18 protein-coding genes are annotated in these 17,841 nt (G+C 34.0%); 15 read left to right on the forward strand and 3 right to left on the reverse strand.

Annotated features, from left to right (window positions below; genetic code table 11):
* Positions 1-477 precede the first annotated feature (477 nt).
* Positions 478-882 (forward strand): hypothetical protein, encoded by a 405-nt coding sequence (locus ACM55M_RS04345; protein ID WP_416856321.1) that lies wholly within the window; start codon positions 478-480, stop codon positions 880-882.
* Between the two features lie 26 nt (positions 883-908).
* Here ACM55M_RS04345 and ACM55M_RS04350 read toward each other — a convergent pair whose 3' ends face one another.
* The 3 genes from ACM55M_RS04350 to ACM55M_RS04360 form a co-directional block, all read right to left on the reverse strand.
* Positions 909-1,628 carry a TonB-dependent receptor gene (locus ACM55M_RS04350; RefSeq protein ID WP_416856322.1) on the reverse strand — a complete coding sequence of 240 codons (720 nt, stop codon included), beginning with the start codon at positions 1,626-1,628 and terminating at the stop codon, positions 909-911.
* Positions 1,573-2,007 carry a hypothetical protein gene (locus ACM55M_RS04355; RefSeq protein WP_416856323.1) on the reverse strand — a complete coding sequence of 145 codons (435 nt, stop codon included), beginning with the start codon at positions 2,005-2,007 and terminating at the stop codon, positions 1,573-1,575. The genes ACM55M_RS04350 and ACM55M_RS04355 overlap by 56 nt, the downstream gene beginning before the upstream one ends.
* 252 nt (positions 2,008-2,259) lie before the next feature.
* Positions 2,260-2,499, reverse strand: a complete 240-nt coding sequence (locus tag ACM55M_RS04360) for a hypothetical protein (RefSeq protein WP_416856325.1) — start codon at positions 2,497-2,499, stop codon at positions 2,260-2,262.
* Between the two features lie 1,137 nt (positions 2,500-3,636).
* On the opposite strand from ACM55M_RS04360, the gene ACM55M_RS04365 reads away from it, so the two are divergent.
* The 14 genes from ACM55M_RS04365 to ACM55M_RS04430 all read left to right on the forward strand — a co-directional run bounded on the left by ACM55M_RS04365 (position 3,637) and on the right by ACM55M_RS04430 (position 17,704).
* On the forward strand, positions 3,637-4,005 hold the full coding sequence (locus ACM55M_RS04365; RefSeq protein ID WP_416856326.1) for a hypothetical protein: 369 nt from the start codon (positions 3,637-3,639) through the stop codon (positions 4,003-4,005).
* 153 nt (positions 4,006-4,158) lie between these two features.
* Positions 4,159-4,677 (forward strand): DUF3347 domain-containing protein, encoded by a 519-nt coding sequence (locus ACM55M_RS04370; RefSeq protein ID WP_416856327.1) that lies wholly within the window; start codon positions 4,159-4,161, stop codon positions 4,675-4,677.
* Between the two features lie 20 nt (positions 4,678-4,697).
* Positions 4,698-5,522, forward strand: a complete 825-nt coding sequence (locus tag ACM55M_RS04375; protein WP_416856328.1) for a heavy metal-binding domain-containing protein — start codon at positions 4,698-4,700, stop codon at positions 5,520-5,522.
* A gap of 156 nt (positions 5,523-5,678) precedes the next feature.
* Entirely contained in the window at positions 5,679-6,413 is a 735-nt protein-coding gene (locus tag ACM55M_RS04380; protein ID WP_416856329.1) for a DUF3347 domain-containing protein, read from the forward strand.
* 1 nt (position 6,414) lies between these two features.
* Positions 6,415-6,885, forward strand: coding sequence for a heme-binding domain-containing protein (locus ACM55M_RS04385; RefSeq protein WP_416856330.1), 471 nt, complete (start codon positions 6,415-6,417; stop codon positions 6,883-6,885).
* A 5-nt stretch (positions 6,886-6,890) separates the two neighbouring features.
* Positions 6,891-8,186 (forward strand): efflux RND transporter permease subunit, encoded by a 1,296-nt coding sequence (locus tag ACM55M_RS04390; RefSeq protein ID WP_416856331.1) that lies wholly within the window; start codon positions 6,891-6,893, stop codon positions 8,184-8,186.
* Positions 8,183-10,120 (forward strand): efflux RND transporter permease subunit, encoded by a 1,938-nt coding sequence (locus ACM55M_RS04395; protein ID WP_416856333.1) that lies wholly within the window; start codon positions 8,183-8,185, stop codon positions 10,118-10,120. The genes ACM55M_RS04390 and ACM55M_RS04395 overlap by 4 nt, the downstream gene beginning before the upstream one ends.
* Entirely contained in the window at positions 10,107-11,363 is a 1,257-nt protein-coding gene (locus tag ACM55M_RS04400) for a TolC family protein (protein WP_416856334.1), read from the forward strand. The genes ACM55M_RS04395 and ACM55M_RS04400 overlap by 14 nt, the downstream gene beginning before the upstream one ends.
* Before the next feature lie 2 nt (positions 11,364-11,365).
* Positions 11,366-12,613 carry a heavy metal-binding domain-containing protein gene (locus ACM55M_RS04405; RefSeq protein ID WP_416856335.1) on the forward strand — a complete coding sequence of 416 codons (1,248 nt, stop codon included), beginning with the start codon at positions 11,366-11,368 and terminating at the stop codon, positions 12,611-12,613.
* Positions 12,614-12,615: 2 nt separating this feature from the next.
* A complete protein-coding gene (locus tag ACM55M_RS04410) occupies positions 12,616-13,830 on the forward strand; it encodes a heavy metal-binding domain-containing protein (RefSeq protein ID WP_416856336.1) in 1,215 nt (404 codons plus the stop codon).
* 340 nt (positions 13,831-14,170) lie between these two features.
* Positions 14,171-14,434, forward strand: coding sequence for an AAA family ATPase (locus tag ACM55M_RS04415; RefSeq protein WP_416856337.1), 264 nt, complete (start codon positions 14,171-14,173; stop codon positions 14,432-14,434).
* Positions 14,435-14,517: 83 nt separating this feature from the next.
* A complete protein-coding gene (locus tag ACM55M_RS04420) occupies positions 14,518-14,847 on the forward strand; it encodes a hypothetical protein (protein WP_416856339.1) in 330 nt (109 codons plus the stop codon).
* A gap of 5 nt (positions 14,848-14,852) precedes the next feature.
* The gene (locus ACM55M_RS04425) at positions 14,853-15,002 is read left to right on the forward strand and encodes a DUF305 domain-containing protein (RefSeq protein ID WP_416856340.1); all 150 of its coding nucleotides are present in this window, start codon (positions 14,853-14,855) and stop codon (positions 15,000-15,002) included.
* A 38-nt stretch (positions 15,003-15,040) separates the two neighbouring features.
* The gene (locus tag ACM55M_RS04430; RefSeq protein WP_416856342.1) at positions 15,041-17,704 is read left to right on the forward strand and encodes a multicopper oxidase domain-containing protein; all 2,664 of its coding nucleotides are present in this window, start codon (positions 15,041-15,043) and stop codon (positions 17,702-17,704) included.
* Positions 17,705-17,841: the final 137 nt, after the last annotated feature.

A 17,841-nucleotide genomic window follows, 5' to 3' on the forward strand; every position in this document is an offset into this window, starting at 1 on the left:
TGTTAAATGAAAAATCCGAAAATTAAATTATTAAAAGGCGTAAATTAATTTTTGGGATTGTCAATATCTAGAATTCATATAGAATACAACTTTTTGAGATTAGAAGCAAAATATAAACATATTATAATTTTTAAGTTATTACCTCAAAAATTACATTAGTGACCTACTGGATATGAAAATAAAAACTGCACATTAAGTTAAGCTACATTTTTAAAATTAATTTGATTGTGAAATTTTCATGAAGGGATTATACATAAAAGGGATTATTTACTGTATATTGGATGCACTTCTCTAATTTAACTGCAGCATCTGTTAATTTGGCGATGTCAGAAGTAGTTGAATTTGGCTCATTTAAAGCAGCTGATATTTTTTTTGGATATCATTTTCTTTGCTGACTATAAATAATAGAAGGTAGTGTTTTTTTTCCAAGCTCCCGCTGTTTTTTTCGGTTATTCCAATTATTTGCGAAGCTTCTTTTTGAGTCACTACACAACAGGAAATCTTAAAACAGGAAATTCAAATGTAAATATTGAAGGCAACAAAATTGAAAGTGTACCAAATATAATTTCCAGAAATGTAATTTCAGTTCATTATTGGAAAATAAGTTTGTCGGGACTCTATAGTTATACAGCCACAAGTTTTGCCGATGCATTAAATACACTTACGCCAACAGCAACCGGAGCAATTGGTTTAGTTCCTTCATATGGAATATTTGATCTCAATTCAACGATAAGAATAAATTCCAAATTTGAAATTAAAGCAAGTTTGAATAATGTTTTTAATAAGCAATATTTCACTAAACGACCTTTATTTTATCCAGGTTTAGGGATATGGGCATCTGATGGAAGAAATGAATCAATTTCATTTGTGGTAAGTATATAAGATCAAATAACAACAACCGTCAAGGTTTAGTACGTTATTCTAAAGCTTAAATTTGGAGTGCGTCGAAGTGAAAAAGTTTTTACATCTTCAATAGAATTGGTAATCGTATTTATTCTATAATATTCATTGATTTCATTTTTTCGATTCAATGCATTCAATAGCGATAACCCCAATTTATATTGAATTTGATCTAAGCTTTCCCATTTGTATGTTGCCGAAAAATTAACTTGAAAAAAGTCATTGAGTATTTTATTGTTTGGGGTATTGTAATCAATCTTTGGATTGCAGAAATTACTGTAATTTATAGTTGAACTCATAGGAGTGGTCTCGGGTTTTCCAGAATACCACTTTGAACCCAGTGCTATTTTTAGATTTTTTCTTTCATAGATACCAGCCCAGGAAATAATATGGTCTAATTTAAAGTTATTTGGAAATACAGGTTGTTCGAAATTTGGAAAGTGATAATTATTAGTATTGTAAGTATAACTAAACCAAGTAATAAAATGATTTATCTTTTTTTGAACCAGCATTTCCATTCCTAAAACTTCATAATCGCCATTAGTTTTTACAAATTCTAATTGATTTTGAAATTCTTGACTCGAGCTATTAATTCCGGTTACTTTTTTATAAAAATTATCTAAAGTAAATAACCAATTATTTTTGTTGTAAAATAAACTAATTGATGCTTGTTTACTTCTTTGAATAGGGATCGTTGTTGTTTGCCAATATCCACCTTCTTTTTTCAATACCAAAATAATCGTTTTGCAGATCAATAACCTGATAAGAATTTTGACTTTTAAATTCTCCTAATACTTCTAAATTAAAATATTTTGTAATTGCATAATTAAACTGTAATCGTGGTTCTAAAAGTTTTTTTTTGAATTGTTCGATATAGTTTAATCGCAATCCTGCATTAAAATATATTTTGGATAAAGTATCATTATATTTTGCTTCAACTATGAGTGCATGAATTCGTAAAACTTCTTTAATTCTTCTGTAAAATATAGGGCTGTTTACTTCATCTAAATTTATGGTACCAATTTCGTTGAATTGATATCCATTTTTATGAGTAAATTTCGAATTGATTGTATGACTATTTTCAAGCTTGAAGCCATTGTCTAACACTTCATTTTTTTGTTTTACAATTTGATTATCTTATATTTGGTTTTTTTCGGCATTAAGCACATAGGACGAAGTATACACATTTAAATAAGAGCTATTTTTAGTATTCCAGTTTCGTATACATGAGAGATTACTTCCGTAATTTTTTTGATATAAAATATTATTTTCAGACTGAATTTGATAACTGACGTTGGTTGGTTGAAAAATTTTAAGTTGATCGTTAATTGTAATAAAATCTAAAATAAAATGGTCTTTTTATCCAATTTGTTGAGAATATTTAGCCGTAATATCGTAAAAATTAAATTTTTCGTCACCTAAATAATCTATATTTTGATTACTGGAAAAATTTGTAATACTTGTATTTTGGAAGACTTTATTATAATATTCTTTGTAGGTAGGTGTTTTTACTAAATCGGTTATGGATTTTCTTCCTGAAATTTCTATGAAACTTTTTTCGGAGATTTTGAACTTTGAATATACATCGGCATTTATCATGTTTATTCCTGCACTAAAACTATTTTTTTTAAATTTATTGGTGTTTGAGGAAATATCTACAACGCTTGAGACGCCTTCTCCATCCCTGCGCTCTGCAAAGATGTACTTTCCAAAAAATATATTTCTCTAAAAGCTGCGCAAGGTCACAAACTTTGCGCTTTTTTTATGGATTTAAATCTGTTTTATTCTATTAATTAGAAAGTTTTAAATATACTTATGGAGCTTTTGTTCAAAATATTGTAAAAGCTAAAGAATGGTCGGATATCGAGACAGGTCATAGAGGTGATTATGTTGTTGATTACGGATTTTCTCTCATACCACGAATTCCGACTCCATTTAAAATCAATTCCAAGCTAACATCAAGAATTGGTGGCGGATTGGGTTATAAAACACCAACCATTTTTACAGAGGAAATCGAACGTATTCGGTATCAAAATGTAATGCCTATAAACACTGACCTCAATAAACTTGAAATAAGTTATGGGGTTAATTTTGAGGTTAATTTTGAGGTTAATTATAAAATCAATTTAACTGAAGATATATCTTTAACATTGAACCAATTATTCTTTTATACGAATGTTGATAGTCCGCTAATGTTTACTCCTTTTCCCAATAATATTTATCAGTTTGCAATATTAATGGTTATTTAGATGCGAAAGGCAAATCCTGTCTTTAAAGATATTTATGTTCTACTATATGGATTTGTAGTACATGCAAGAACTAAAATAAAAATTTAATAGGATTTGAAAAGCTGTAAAAATCAATTGCAAACAGTTTTTTACGTTTACGGTAATCGAATCAGCAGTTCCTGCAAATCTAGACAATCATAAATACTAGAAAAATTTCGAACTAATTTTCGAACTATGAAAAAACCTCCAAAATCAAAGGACTTTTGAGGTTTATACTTTAGGTGAAATTTATATAGTTCAAACCATTATTCTACTAAAATTAAAATATTTTAAAAGTTGTTTTTTTTAAATAATAAAGGAGTTAGTCTTTATCTATTCGCTTCCCTAATAATACTTTTAATGAGAATAAAAATCAAAGCTAAGTAGTAGTAAAAAAAATCAGTAAGTCTTTAGCGTGTATTAAGATTATTTCTCTACCTTTGGTACAATATTTAGATTTTTTACATAAATGAAAAAGTTTCACATTTTATTAATCGTTGTTCTTGGTTTCCTCTTGATGCCAGCAGTAACTTTTGCGTGTGAAAATAATTCATCGAAACATTCTTCTTCAAAAGAGACTTCCTCAAAAATGGACATAGATGATTGTTGTAAAGACAATAGTCATTCAAAAACTAAAAACGACGAGGGTTGCGGAGGAAAATGTAGCCACTGTAAATGTGGTTGTGCTTCTTCTTGCAACACATCCGTTTCTATTAATATATTGAAATTTAATAAAAATATTTTTAATTTCTTTTCAGAAAAACAAAATTTTTACAATTACGAAACCTCCATTTCTTCTGGTTTCAATTCTTTATGGCTTATACCAAAAATAGGCTGAATTTTAAATTTGATAGCCATAATTGTGTCAAATCAAAAGCAATTATTGCTTTAAATCATTTACTTTCTCAGTTAATTTCATTTTCAAAAGGCTGGCTTTGTTGTGCTGTCATTTTGTTCTTGTTTAACTAATTCAATTTAAAATTATTTTACAATGAAATCATTAAAAAAAACAATGATGGCAATAACTCTATTGTTATCAGTCGTGGTTTCCACTGCGCAAATTAAAAACACTAAAACACAACAAATAACTGAGAACCAATCGAAACCAGTTTTCGATAATTATTTCTTATTGAAAGATGCTTTGGTAAAAACTGATGGTAAAACGGCTTCTGTAAAGTCAAAGGACTTACTAACAGCGATCACTTCTGTAAAAATGGAAAACTTAAAAACAGCGGAGCATACCGTCTGGATGAAAGTTTTGAAAAGTTTAACTGCTAGTGCTAAAAATATTTCTAAAACACAAGACATCAAGAAGCAAAGGGAACTTTTCAAATCATTATCTAAAAATATGCATGAATTGATAAAAGTTTCAAAATTAACAGCACCCGTTTATTATCAGTATTGCCCAATGCAAGATGCTAATTGGTTAAGCAAAGAAAATGCGGTTAAAAACCCTTATTATGGTTCACAAATGTTGAGCTGTGGTAAAACAGTTGAAACAATTAAGTAATATTTAAAAACAATATAAAGATGAAAACATTAATTATCGTACTAAGCGTATTCTTAGCAGTTAGCACAGCAGCATCAGCTCAAAATGTTACAAAACCCTCAAAAAAAGAGGCTCAAAAAACAACTTACAGCTGTCCGATGCATCCAGATGAAGTGAGTTTAACAGCAGGAGGGTGTAGCAAATGTGGAATGAAAATGGTGAAAACCACGGAACGAAAATTCAATCACGCTGTAAAGGGAAGTCAAGCAACCAGTGAGGTTGTTACAAAATATGTTTGTAGTATGGATGGTACAACTTCCAATGAACCAGGGAAATGTCCGAAATGCGGAATGGAAATGGCTAAAAAAGAAATCCAAAAGGAAACTTACACTTGCCCGATGCATCCTGGAAAGGTAAGTTTAGAAAATGGGAAATGTGCCAAATGTGGTATGGAAATGGTAAAAACCACGGAACGAAAATTCAATCACGCTGTAAAGGGAAGTCAGGCAGGCAGTGAGGTTGTTACAAAATATGTTTGTAGTATGGATGGCACAACTTCCAATCAACCAGGAAAATGTTCAAAATGTGGGATGGATATGACTAAAGAAGAAGTTCAAAAAGCAACTTACACTTGTCCGATGCATCCTGATGAAGTGGGTTTAGAAAATGGAAAATGTGCCAAATGTGGGATGGAAATGGTAAAAACTACTGAGAGAAAATATGATCACGCTGTCAAGGGAAGTCAATCAAGCAGTGAAGTTGTTACAAAATACGTGTGCAAAACGGATGGTCAAACTTCTGATAAAGCAGGAAAGTGCCCTAAATGCGGAATGGAAATGACTAAAATGGAGGGTAAGAAAAAATAAACCAGTCTATAAATTTTAAATTTCCTTTTAGTTTACTTAATTCAATGCGCATCGCGTTAATTTATAGACGGTGCGCTTATGATTACAATTACGAGGATTAATGATGCTATAAAAATGTTGCCAATACCAACAATAACAATTTAAAAAAATAATAAAATGAAAAATTTAATTCTTTCAGCCATAGCAATGGCATTTGTACTAGTTTCTTGTAACCAAAAAAATAAAGAAGCTGTAACAACTGATTCAGAAAAAACAGAAAGTACTTCACAATTATATGCGTGTTCTATGCACCCCGAAGTAACAGGAAAAAAAGGAGAAAAATGTTCAAAATGTGGAATGGAATTAACCGAACCAGTTGTACAAAATGAAGCAGCTCATGATCATACTGATGGTAGTCATAGTCACGATGATGCAACAACAGTTAAAGTTAATACTGAAGCTACATCGGTTACCCAAACAACATTTTCTACAAATGAAATAATTTCTGATTATTTAAAACTAAAAAACGCACTAACAAAAGACGATACAACAGGAGCAGCCAATGCGGGTAAAGCATTATATGCAACTTTCAATAAAGTCAATACCAATACAATAGATCCAAAATTGAAAACAGAATATATTGATATTACTGATGATGCTAAAGAACACGCAGAACACATTGGCGATAATGTTGGAAAAATTGACCACCAAAGAGAACATTTTGCGATGTTGAGTAAAGATGTGAATGATTTGATAAAAATATTTGGAGCAAAACAAAAACTATATCAAGACTTTTGTCCTATGTATAATGAAGGAAAAGGTGCAATTTGGATAAGTGAAAGCAAAGAAATAAAAAATCCTTACTACGGTTCGAAAATGCTTACTTGTGGTTCTATGAAAAAACAATTATAAAATGAAAAAAATCATCAAGAAAATACTCATAATTGGGTTTGTTATTTTTTTGTTGATGCAGTTATATCAACCTACTCGTAATGAAAGTTATGAGCAGGAATTAACTGCAAATTTCACAAAAATGTACGATGTTCCTAAAAATGTTGAAACTATTTTACGGACATCTTGCTACGATTGTCACAGTAACAATACCAATTATCCTTGGTATTCATACATTCAACCAGCACGGTTTTTTATGGAGAATCATATTAAAGATGGAAAGAAAGATTTAAACTTTAATGAGTTTGGAAAGTACTCCAAGCGAAAACAAGAAAACAAATTAGAAGCTATCATCAAACAAATAAAGTCTGATGAAATGCCCTTAGCGTCCTACACGTTACTTCATAAAAATGCAATAGTAACACCTGCTCAAAAAGAGGAAGTAATCAATTGGATAAATAAAACAAAAGATAGTCTTTCATTAGAAAACTAAATGTCATGGTAGAAAAATTAATATCATTCTCGTTAAAGAATAGATTTGTTGTCCTTCTCGTTTCGGCCTGCTTATTTGCTTGGGGTATTTATAGCGTACAACAAAATCCTATAGATGCAATTCCTGATTTATCAGAAAATCAAGTCATTGTTTTTACAGAATGGATGGGAAGAAGTCCACAGGTTATAGAAGCACAAGTAACCTATCCTTTGGTTTCTAACCTGCAAGGAATACCAAAAATTAAAAACATTCGTGGAGCTTCTATGTTTGGGATGAGCTTTGTCTATATTATTTTTGAAGATGATGTTGATGTTTATTGGGCAAGAACCCGCGTACTGGAAAGATTAAATTATGCCCAACGATTATTGCCTCAAAATGTTGTCCCAACCTTAGGCCCCGATGGCACGGGTGTGGGACATATTTTTTGGTATCATTTAGAAACCAACGGTATGGACTTAGGAGAGCAACGCGCTTTGCAGGATTGGTATGTGAAATTTGCATTGCAGACCGTTCCTGGCGTGGCCGAAGTGGCTTCTTTTGGAGGTTTTGAAAAACAATATCAATTGGTGTTAGATCCTTTAAAAATGCAGTACTATAATGTAAGCATGATGGAGGTGATGAATGCTGTCAAGGCAAACAACAACGATGTCGGCGGGCGAAAATTTGAAATGAGCAATATGGCCTACATTGTAAGAGGATTGGGCTACATAAAGAACATAAAAGATGTCGAAGATATCACGGTTAAAAATTATAATGCGGTTCCTGTAAGAGTAAAAGATCTGGGTTCCATACAAATGGGAGGTGATTTGCGTTTGGGAATTTTTGATGAGAATGGTACAGGCGAAGTAGTAGGCGGAATTGTAGTGATGCGCTATGGCGAAAATGCCGATAAAGTTATAAAAGCGGTTAAATTAAAAATGAAAGAAGTCGAAAAAGGACTCCCAGAAGGCGTTTCTTTTAAAACTTCCTATGATAGAAGCGAACTCATAGAACAAGCTATCGAATCTGTCAAAGGAACTTTAATCGAAGAAATGATTGTTGTTTCTATAGTTATCCTTTTGTTTCTTTTTCATTGGCGAAGTGCTTTAATCATCCTTATTCAGCTTCCAATATCTGTTGCTGTTGGTTTTATTTTGCTCCAGACTTTCGGGATTTCATCCAATATTATGTCGTTAACCGGTATCGCTCTTGCAATAGGCGTAGTGGTTGATGATGGGATTGTGATGGTTGAAAATGCTTATCGGACAATTTCGGAGAAACAGGAAGAAATGGATAGTAATCAACAATCGATTGAAAAATGAAAAATTTCATAAAAAAAATATTTAAAAAAGAACACGACCCGTTATCTTCCGAAGAAAAACTGAAGATCATTGAGGCTTCCTCCAAATTGGTTGGACCAGGTGTTTTTTATTCAACCATAATTGTAATTACTTCGTTTTTGCCGGTATTTCTTCTTACGGGAATGGAAGGTAAACTGTTTAGTCCACTGGCTTGGACAAAATCGTTTATCCTTATTGTAGATGCTTTTTTGGCCATTTCACTTACGCCTGTTTTGATCAGTTTTTTACTCAAAGGCAAACTTCGCCCAGAGGCAAAAAACCCAATTAACAAAAAACTGGAAAGTATTTACACCCCTATTCTGACTTTTTCTTTGAAATGGAGAAAAACAGTGTTGGGTTTAAATATCATTGCTTTACTAATTGGCGTATTGATGTTTACGCGTCTGGGCTCAGAATTCATGCCTCCATTAGATGAAGGTTCTATTCTGTTTATGCCGGTTACCTTGCCCGATGTTTCTAATTCCGAAGTAAAACGAATTTTGCAGGTGCAGGATAAATTGATAAAATCGATACCCGAAGTCGCCCATGTTTTAGGAAAAGCCGGAAGGGCGAATACAGCGACCGACAATAGTCCCATAAGTATGATTGAAACGATTGTTTTGCTAAAACCCCAAAACGAATGGAGAGAGGGGAAAAACAAGAATGACATTGTAACCGAAATAAACAATAAACTGCAAATTCCCGGTGTAACGAATGGTTTTACCCAGCCTATTATCAATCGGATCAATATGCTTTCTACCGGTATCCGAACTGATGTGGGCATAAAAGTTTACGGAGCCGATTTAGATACCATAAATGCTTTATCCCAAAAAATAAAAAAAGCACTCGAAGGAACGGCCGGAGTAAAAGATTTATATTCCGAACCTATAACAGGCGGAAAGTATATTGATATTGAAGCAAAGCGGGAGGCAATAGGTCGATACGGACTTACTATTGACGATGTAAATAACGTTGTCGAAGCCGCTATTGGCGGGATGAAACTGACTACAACTATCGAAGGAAGGCAACGTTTTTCGGTAAATGCGAGATATGCTCAGGAATACCGAAACAGCATTGAAGCTCTGAAAAAACTGCAAGTGCAAACCATGCAATACGGACCAATTCCTTTGGAAGCCGTTGCTGACGTAAAAATAAGCGATGGACCACCCATGATAAACAGCGAAAATGCGATGCTTCGTGGAAGCGTATTATTTAATGTTCGGGAACGTGATTTGGGAAGCACCGTAAAAGAAGCGCAGAAAAAACTGAACGCAATGATAACAAAAATGCCCAAAGGGTATTATGTGGAATGGAGCGGACAATGGGAAAACCAAATCAGAGCCAACAAAACATTAAGTATGATATTGCCCATCGTTGTTATTATCATTTTCCTGATTTTATACTTTACGTATCATTCGATGAAAGAAGCTTTAATCACCATGATAACAGTGCCATTTGCTTTAATTGGAGGGATTTTTATGGTCTATTTATATGGCATTAATTTATCGGTGGCAGTGGCCGTTGGTTTTATTGCGTTATTCGGAATGGCCATAGAAACAGCGATGCTAATGACCATTTATTTGAATGAATCCATGAATAAAATGGTGGCAAAATATGGCAACAGTGCAGCAACCATTACTGAAGCCATTTTAAGACAGTATATTATTGACGGTTCGGCCAAAAGGCTTCGACCAAAACTGATGACGGTTTCCGTTTCACTATTTGGATTAATCCCCATTCTTTGGGCAACAGGAACGGGTGCAGATGTGATGCTCCCTATTACTGTTCCACTTATTGGTGGTACAATCACCTCAACTATTTATGTATTATTGGTAACACCTGTTGTTTTTGAAATGGTAAAACTCCGTGAATTAAAAACAAAAGGTAAAATAGAACTTATAGATGTTAAAGAATAACTATTTTATCGTTATAAGCTGTTTGCTTTTAAGTACCGCTAATTTAGTGGCGCAAACACTTTCGTTGGATAATGTTTTGACGAATATTAAAACAAACAATCCACAATTAAAAATGTATGATGCCGATATTCAAAGCATGGATGCAGCGGCAAAAGGTGCCAAAAGTTGGATGCCGCCACAAGTGAGTACCGGGTTTTTTATGACCGCTTACAATCCCAAAATGTGGAAAGCCGACGAAATGAACCCAGGAATGGGCAATTATATGTTAGGCGTTACACAAATGATCCCTAATGCTTCAAAACTAAAAGCGGATTACAACTATATGAGTACGATGTCTTCGGTCGAAGCCGAAAACAAAAATTACACTATCAATCAGTTAAATGCTTTAGCGAAAACGAATTATTACCAATGGCTGGTACTCACCAAAAAAGTAAAAATTGCCAATGATAATTTATTGCTTTTAGAATATATGATTAAAAGCATGGAAATTCGATACCAGTATAATATGGATAAATTGCCAACCTATTATAAAGCAAAATCGCAATACAGCATATTACAGAATATGATAGTAATGCTACAAAATGACATCTCTCAAAAACGAATTATGCTTAATACATTGATGGCAAGAGATAAAAACACCTCTTTTGAGATAGATTCAACCTATAAATTAAAAGATTTTGATGTGATGAAATCGGATACCACTTCACTTTCCCAAAACCGAAGCGATGTGAAGGCTATTGAAAAAACAATGGCATTAAATCAATTGAAAATAAAAGTCGAAAAGACAAAATTATTACCGGAATTTGGTGTTAAATATGAGCACATGTTTGCATTTGGAGAAGATCCAAACCAATTCTCTTTAATGCTCATGGTTAATATTCCTTTAGCACCTTGGTCATCCAAAATGAATAAAGCCAACATCGATAGTTTTCAGCTAAAAAACGAAAGCCTGAACTGGCAAAAACAGATGATTTTGAACGAAGCTACCGGGATGATTTCAGGGATGAATACCGAACTCGGAAACTTAAAAAAACAATATGATATAGTTGAAAAAAATATCATTCCAGCCTTACGAAGAAATTATGATACCGCAATAATAGCCTGGCAAAATAATACCGGCGATTTGTTTATTGTTCTGAATGCCTGGGAAGCATTAAATATGGCTCAAATAGATGCCTTAGATAAATTACAAACTATTTTGACGACACAAGTGGAAATTGAAAAACAACTGGAAACAAAATAATTATGAACAGATATTTAAAATATAGTTTAGTAGTTCTGGTAATTTTGATTATTGGATTTGCAATCTATTATTTTGCGACAAAGTCAGACAATCATTCCGAAAGTATAGCTCAAAACGAAGTGTACACCTGTTCTATGCACCCTCAAATTATTCGGGATAAACCCGGAAATTGCCCTATTTGCGGAATGGCTTTGGTAAAAAAAACAATTCAAAATCAGGTTATTGACAGTAATTCAATTGATGAACTTTTGAGACCTACCGATAATTTTATAGTGGGTAATTATCAAACCACAACCGCAAAAGATACCACCATTAGCAGTGAAATTAATTTACCCGGTCTGGTTGCTTACGACCCAAATTCTTCCGTAAATATTGCGGCAAGAATAAGTGGCAGGATAGAACGAATATACGTGAATTATAAATACCAAAAAGTCAGTAAAGGACAAAAACTATTTGATTTGTATAGTCCGGAATTACTGACAGAACAGCAAAATTTTATTTATTTAGTTTCCAATGATTCCGATAATGCATCAATTATTAAAGCGGCAAAGCAAAAATTATTGCTTTACGGAATGACAAATAATCAAATAAATGCACTGGCTTCCGCCAAAAGAGTAAATCCCATAATTTCAATATACAGTCCAGCATCCGGAATCATTCAGGGAACCGAAAGCATGACCAAAAGCACTAATGCGACCATGCAAAATTCAGGTGCAACTACGGAAGCTTTAACCATTAAAGAAGGTGATTACATAAAGAAAAGTGAAATCGTTTTCAAATTAGTGAATACCGATAAAGTATGGGGCGTTTTTAATATTTTGCAAGGATATAATAGCCTGATTAAAATCAATCAATCGATCAACATTTTCTCGGAGTTGAATGAAAACGAATCTATTTCGGCCAAAGTGAATTTTATCGAAACACAATTCAGCGCGACGGACAAATCCAATAGAATTAGGGTTTATTTGAATAACAATACGTTGAAATTACCCATCGGTTTACGATTACAAGGCATTGTAAAAACAAATCCGACGGAAGGGACTTGGATACAAAAACAAGCATTGGTAAGTATTGGAAACAAAAAAATAGTTTTCATGAAACTGGGCAATGGTTTTAAAGTAAGAGAAATAAAAACGGGAATTGAAGTGAATGATTTCATTCAAATTATAGACGGTATTTCCGTTGACGATACCATTGCTAAAAATGCACAATATTTAATTGATAGCGAAAGCTTTATAAAAACAGAATAGCCATGAAAGCATTAAAAAAAATCAGCATTCTATTTTTAATACTTACCGCGTTTATAGCTTGTAATACTAAAAACAAGGAAGACCATAGTACCCATCAAACAAAGGAAAGTCTTTTCTATACTTGTTCAATGGACCCACAAGTGAAGGAAGACAAGCCAGGGAAATGTCCTATTTGCCACATGGAATTGACTCCAATGAAAAATGATGAGTCGGCGGTTAACGAAATAGCTTTGAGCGCCCAACAAATTAAGCTTGGTAACATCACTACACAAACTATTGCAGAAACTCAAAGCAGCGTAGAACAATCCTATACCGGGGTTTTAACGATTAATCAAGAAAAAATAAAAACCATTTCGGCAAGAGCAATGGGACGAATCGAGAAGTTATATTTCAAAAGTGTTGGAGATTATATTGCTAAAAACCAACCCGTTTATCAATTATACAGCGAAGATATTGCCATTGCCAAGCAGGATTATTCCACAGCCTATAAACAGCTTTCCATGCCCGGTGATTTTGGAAAAAATGCTAAAACCATGCTAAATGTAGCCAAACAGAAACTATTGTTCTTTGGTTTGTCCAACACCCAAATTGAAAGTATAAAAACGAGCAATGAAGTTTCTCCTTATACTACTTTCTACAGCACCTACAGTGGAACTATTTCGGAATTAATAGCCACCGAAGGCAGTTACATCATGGAAGGTTCCGGTATAATTAAGCTGGCTAATTTGAATAGTCTTTGGCTTGAAACACAAGTAAATGTAAACTATTCGAAAAGCATGCACCTAGGGCAAAACGCCAAAGTTTCATTTATAGATTTTCCAGAAAAAACTGTAAACGCAAGAATTTCATTCATTAATCCGGAAATAAATCCGGATACCAGACTCCTTTTAATTCGTATGGAAGTCCCGAATCAAAACCTACTCTTAAAACCGGGGATGCAGGCCATGGTGAGGTTAACACAATCAAGCCTGAAAGGACTGTTTGTTTCAGCCGATGCCGTAATCAGGGAAGAAAACGCCTCTTATATATGGATTGAAAAAAGACCGGGAGTATTTGAAAGTCTAATGGTGGAAACAGGAGCGGAAACCAATGTAATGATTGAAATTAAATCCGAAATGGATCCAGCAAAAAAAGTAGTGATAACCGGAGCCTATGCCATAAACAGTGAATATAAATTCCGCAAAGGAAGTGACCCCATGGAAGGAATGAAGATGTAAAATAAAAATCCAAAATAAATGACACATATCTATAACATTACTAGGATGTCTTGCGATGGCTGCGGTTCTAAAATCATAAAAAAACGTAATGAAATTGTGGAGGTAATTGCTTTAAATCCACCCTTATCGCTATACAATGTAAAAAAATAGTATAGTTTCCGTCATGCAAAAATCATAGTCAAAGGTTGGAAACCATAATAAATAAAAAACGGATTGAAACTAGTATGAATAAAGCATATTCTACTTGCAATTTTAAAAGTAATGAAAATGGATAATCGAAAAGCAGATACCAATTGGTATGTTATTACAGGTGGACCCAGTACAGGTAAAACAACAGTAATTGATATTATCTAAAAGGGGCTATAAAACAACTATTGAGCACGCTAGGCATTATATTGATAGTATGAGGGAAGAAGGAAAAAGTATAGAAGAAATAAGAGATAACAGAAGAAAATTTCAATTAGCTGTGCTAGATATGCAAATTGAACAAGAAGCAGAATTATCACCTATTGAAACTGTTTTTCTTGACAGGGCTATTCCCGATGCGATGGCTTATTATCAATTTTTAAATCTTGATTTTGACGAAAAATTACTTAGTGCCTAATTATCGAGGTTTAAACTCACAAATCTGTCAATGAGCCAATAACAAAATCAATTTAACCAACTTTTAAACCAAAAATTATGGAAATGAAACACACAACACAGCAACACACAAAAGAAACAGGTTCATCAATGTACAAGAAATTAGCACTTATGATAGTATTGTCGTTTGTAGCGATGTATGCGCTAATGTATGCAATGGTAGATGTTTTTGCCAATATAATACCCAATATAAACCAATTTTACATGGCTGGACTGATGACCATGCCGATGCTCATAATTGAACTTCTAGTAATGGGTAGCATGTACGGAAATAAGAAATTAAATATTTCACTGGTTATCACTGGTTTTATTGCTTTGATTCTATTTTTTACAGGCATTAGGCAACAGGCAGCGGTTGGAGATAGAGAATTTTAAAATCAATGATACCGCATCATGCAGCAGCAATATTAATGGGAAAAGAGGCATCGGTTACCGACCCTGAAATAAAGGAATTAATTGAAAATATTATTACCAGCCAACAGGCAGAAATTGAACAGATGAAAGCAAAGCTCAAAGAATTAGACAAATAACTCCATAAGAATTAGTAAATTAATTTTAAACTAAAAAAATGAAAAAAATTATAGTATTACTATTCATTATGTCTATTTATTCCTTTGCCCAAGCACAGGATATGAAAGGGATGGATATGTCAAAAAAAGAAAAGGCGCAAAAGGTGCAGCCCGCAACATACACCTGCCCAATGCACCCCGAAATTCATGCTGACAAACCGGGAAAATGCCCTAAATGCGGAATGACGTTGATAAAGGAAAAAGCGAAAGCGGTTAAGAAATCGGTAGTTAAAAAGCATGATGAAATGCAAATGCCCATGAAAAAGACTTCTAAAAAGAAGGACGACATGGACAATATGAAAATGGATAATAATGAGGTTCCTAAAAATCAGGAGATGGGTAAAATGGGTATGCCAAAAGCAAACTTAGGCTCCATAAAGACAATTGTAAACAACACACCGCCAAGGACAGTTAGGTATGATTTATACGTGCGGGACACCATTGTAAATTTCACGGGTAAACCTAAAAGAGCCATTGCCGTAAACGGACAAATACCAATGCCACCACTAACGTTTATAGAAGGCGACACCGCAGAAATTTATGTGCACAATGAATTGGACGAAGAAACATCGTTGCATTGGCACGGTTTGTTTTTACCCAACAAAGAAGATGGTGTGCCAAACCTTACACAAATGCCAATCAAACCACATACTACCCATTTGTATAAATTTCCAATTATTCAACACGGTACGCATTGGTATCATAGCCATACCGGATTGCAGGAACAAATTGGCATGTACGGTTCTTTTACTATGAATAAAAGAGAAGAGCTTGACATTCCCACCGTGCCCATAGTTTTGAGTGAGTGGACTGATCTGAACCCCAATAATGTACATCGAATGTTGCATAATGCTTCGGATTGGTTTGCTATTAAAAAAGGAACAACCCAAAGTTATGCAGAAGCCATAAGAAGCGGCTATTTTAAAACCAAACTTAATAACGAATGGAAGCGAATGAACGCTATGGATGTGAGCGATGTGTACTACGATAAATTCTTAATAAACGGAAAAAGCGAAAGCCAACTTTCACAATTTAAAGCAGGCGATAAAGTCCGATTACGAATTGCAAACGGCGGTGCCTCCACTTATTTTTGGTTTACGTATGCAGGAGGTAAAATGACTGTTGTAGCAAGCGATGGTAACGATGTAGAACCCGTTGAAGTAGATCGATTAATCATAGCGGTTTCCGAGACCTACGATGTTATCGTTACCATTCCTGCCGATAAAACTGCCTATGAATTTTTAGTTACTTCCGAAGACCGTACAAAATCAGCCTCATTATATTTAGGTGATGGTATCAAGCAATTAACGGCTCCGCTACCCAAGTTAAAATATTTTGAAGGGATGAAGATGATGAACGGCATGATGAAAATGAACGGAGATTTAGACGATATGGGAATGCAAATGTCGCTTAACCAAATGGATATGAACGTAGTCATGTATCCAGAAATAACTGGTGAACTAAAGCAAAAAGGCGACGATAAAATGCCAGGCATGGATATGGAAGGAGATAAAATGGATGGAATGGACATGAACAAAAAGGAATTGAAAGATAAGGATACAGGCAAGGAGAAAAAAGATGACATGAATATGAGTGACCATAAAATGCAAGGCATGGACCATCAATATGATTCCAATGCCCTTTCTGATATCGTTACCTTGAACTATGCCATGCTGAAATCGCCAACCAAAACCAATCTTCCAAAAGACGCACCAGTAAAAGAATTAAAGTTTGAACTTACCGGAAATATGAACCGCTACGTTTGGAGTTTGGACAATAAAGTAGTTTCAGAAAGTGATAAAATATTAATTAAAAAAGGAGAAATCGTACGCATGATACTTCACAACAATTCTATGATGCGCCATCCCATGCACTTGCACGGACATGATTTTAGGGTAATTAACGGACAAGAAGATTACGCTCCAATGAAAAACATCATTGACATCATGCCAATGGAAACCGATACGCTCGAATTTGCAGCCACCGAAAGTGGCGATTGGTTTTTTCATTGTCATATTTTATATCACATGATGAGCGGAATGGGCAGGGTTTTTAGTTATGAAAACTCTCCTGCTAATCCATTAATACCAAACCCTAAATTGGCACAACGTAAATTGTTTGCTGACGATAGAGCATTTCACTTTATGGCAGAAAATGATTTTGCCACAAACGGAAACGATGGAGAAGCGATGTATCAAAGTACACGTTGGAGTATCGGTACAGAATGGCGATTGGGTTACAAGGAACACCACGGTTATGAAACCGAAACTCATATAGGACGATACATCGACAAAATGCAATGGATCATGCCCTTTGTCGGTTTTGATTGGCGTTACAGAAAAATGGGGATAGACGAACACGAAAGAAATCTATTTGGTCAAACAAACACAAAAGACAATCGAGCAGTTTTTAGTGCTGGACTTGAATACACTTTACCAATGTTGATAAAAGCACAAGCAGAAGTGTTTACAGATGGTAATTTCAGATTACAATTTGAACGAAAAGATATTCCAGTCTCTAAACGATTACGAATGAATTTAATGTGGAATACCGACAAAGAATATATGGCAGGTTTAAAATACATTATCAAAAGAAATTTTGGAATTACAACCCATTATGATAGCGATATGGGAATAGGTTTTGGTGCTGCTTTGAATTATTAAGAAACTCAAATTTTAAATTTGTATAAAGGATGCTTGTTCTAAAAGACAAGTGTCCTTTTTTTGCAATTACAATTTCCATGAAACAAAACTATATGTCTGATAATGTGTAAATTATATAACTTTTATTAGAATTCAAC

The organism is Flavobacterium galactosi, from assembly GCF_048158585.1.
GTDB lineage: Bacteria > Bacteroidota > Bacteroidia > Flavobacteriales > Flavobacteriaceae > Flavobacterium > Flavobacterium galactosi.

Bases quoted from the DNA above. Each gene is read 5' to 3' on its own strand.
- ACM55M_RS04360 (WP_416856325.1), bottom strand. From the start codon at position 2,499: ATGATAAATGCCGATGTATATTCAAAGTTCAAAATCTCCGAAAAAAGT.
- ACM55M_RS04365 (WP_416856326.1), top strand. From the start codon at position 3,637: ATGAAAAAGTTTCACATTTTATTAATCGTTGTTCTTGGTTTCCTCTTG.
- ACM55M_RS04370 (WP_416856327.1), top strand. From the start codon at position 4,159: ATGAAATCATTAAAAAAAACAATGATGGCAATAACTCTATTGTTATCA.
- ACM55M_RS04375 (WP_416856328.1), top strand. From the start codon at position 4,698: ATGAAAACATTAATTATCGTACTAAGCGTATTCTTAGCAGTTAGCACA.
- ACM55M_RS04380 (WP_416856329.1), top strand. From the start codon at position 5,679: ATGAAAAATTTAATTCTTTCAGCCATAGCAATGGCATTTGTACTAGTT.
- ACM55M_RS04385 (WP_416856330.1), top strand. From the start codon at position 6,415: ATGAAAAAAATCATCAAGAAAATACTCATAATTGGGTTTGTTATTTTT.
- ACM55M_RS04390 (WP_416856331.1), top strand. From the start codon at position 6,891: ATGGTAGAAAAATTAATATCATTCTCGTTAAAGAATAGATTTGTTGTC.
- ACM55M_RS04395 (WP_416856333.1), top strand. From the start codon at position 8,183: ATGAAAAATTTCATAAAAAAAATATTTAAAAAAGAACACGACCCGTTA.
- ACM55M_RS04400 (WP_416856334.1), top strand. From the start codon at position 10,107: ATGTTAAAGAATAACTATTTTATCGTTATAAGCTGTTTGCTTTTAAGT.
- ACM55M_RS04405 (WP_416856335.1), top strand. From the start codon at position 11,366: ATGAACAGATATTTAAAATATAGTTTAGTAGTTCTGGTAATTTTGATT.
- ACM55M_RS04410 (WP_416856336.1), top strand. From the start codon at position 12,616: ATGAAAGCATTAAAAAAAATCAGCATTCTATTTTTAATACTTACCGCG.
- ACM55M_RS04420 (WP_416856339.1), top strand. From the start codon at position 14,518: ATGAAACACACAACACAGCAACACACAAAAGAAACAGGTTCATCAATG.
- ACM55M_RS04425 (WP_416856340.1), top strand. From the start codon at position 14,853: ATGATACCGCATCATGCAGCAGCAATATTAATGGGAAAAGAGGCATCG.
- ACM55M_RS04430 (WP_416856342.1), top strand. From the start codon at position 15,041: ATGAAAAAAATTATAGTATTACTATTCATTATGTCTATTTATTCCTTT.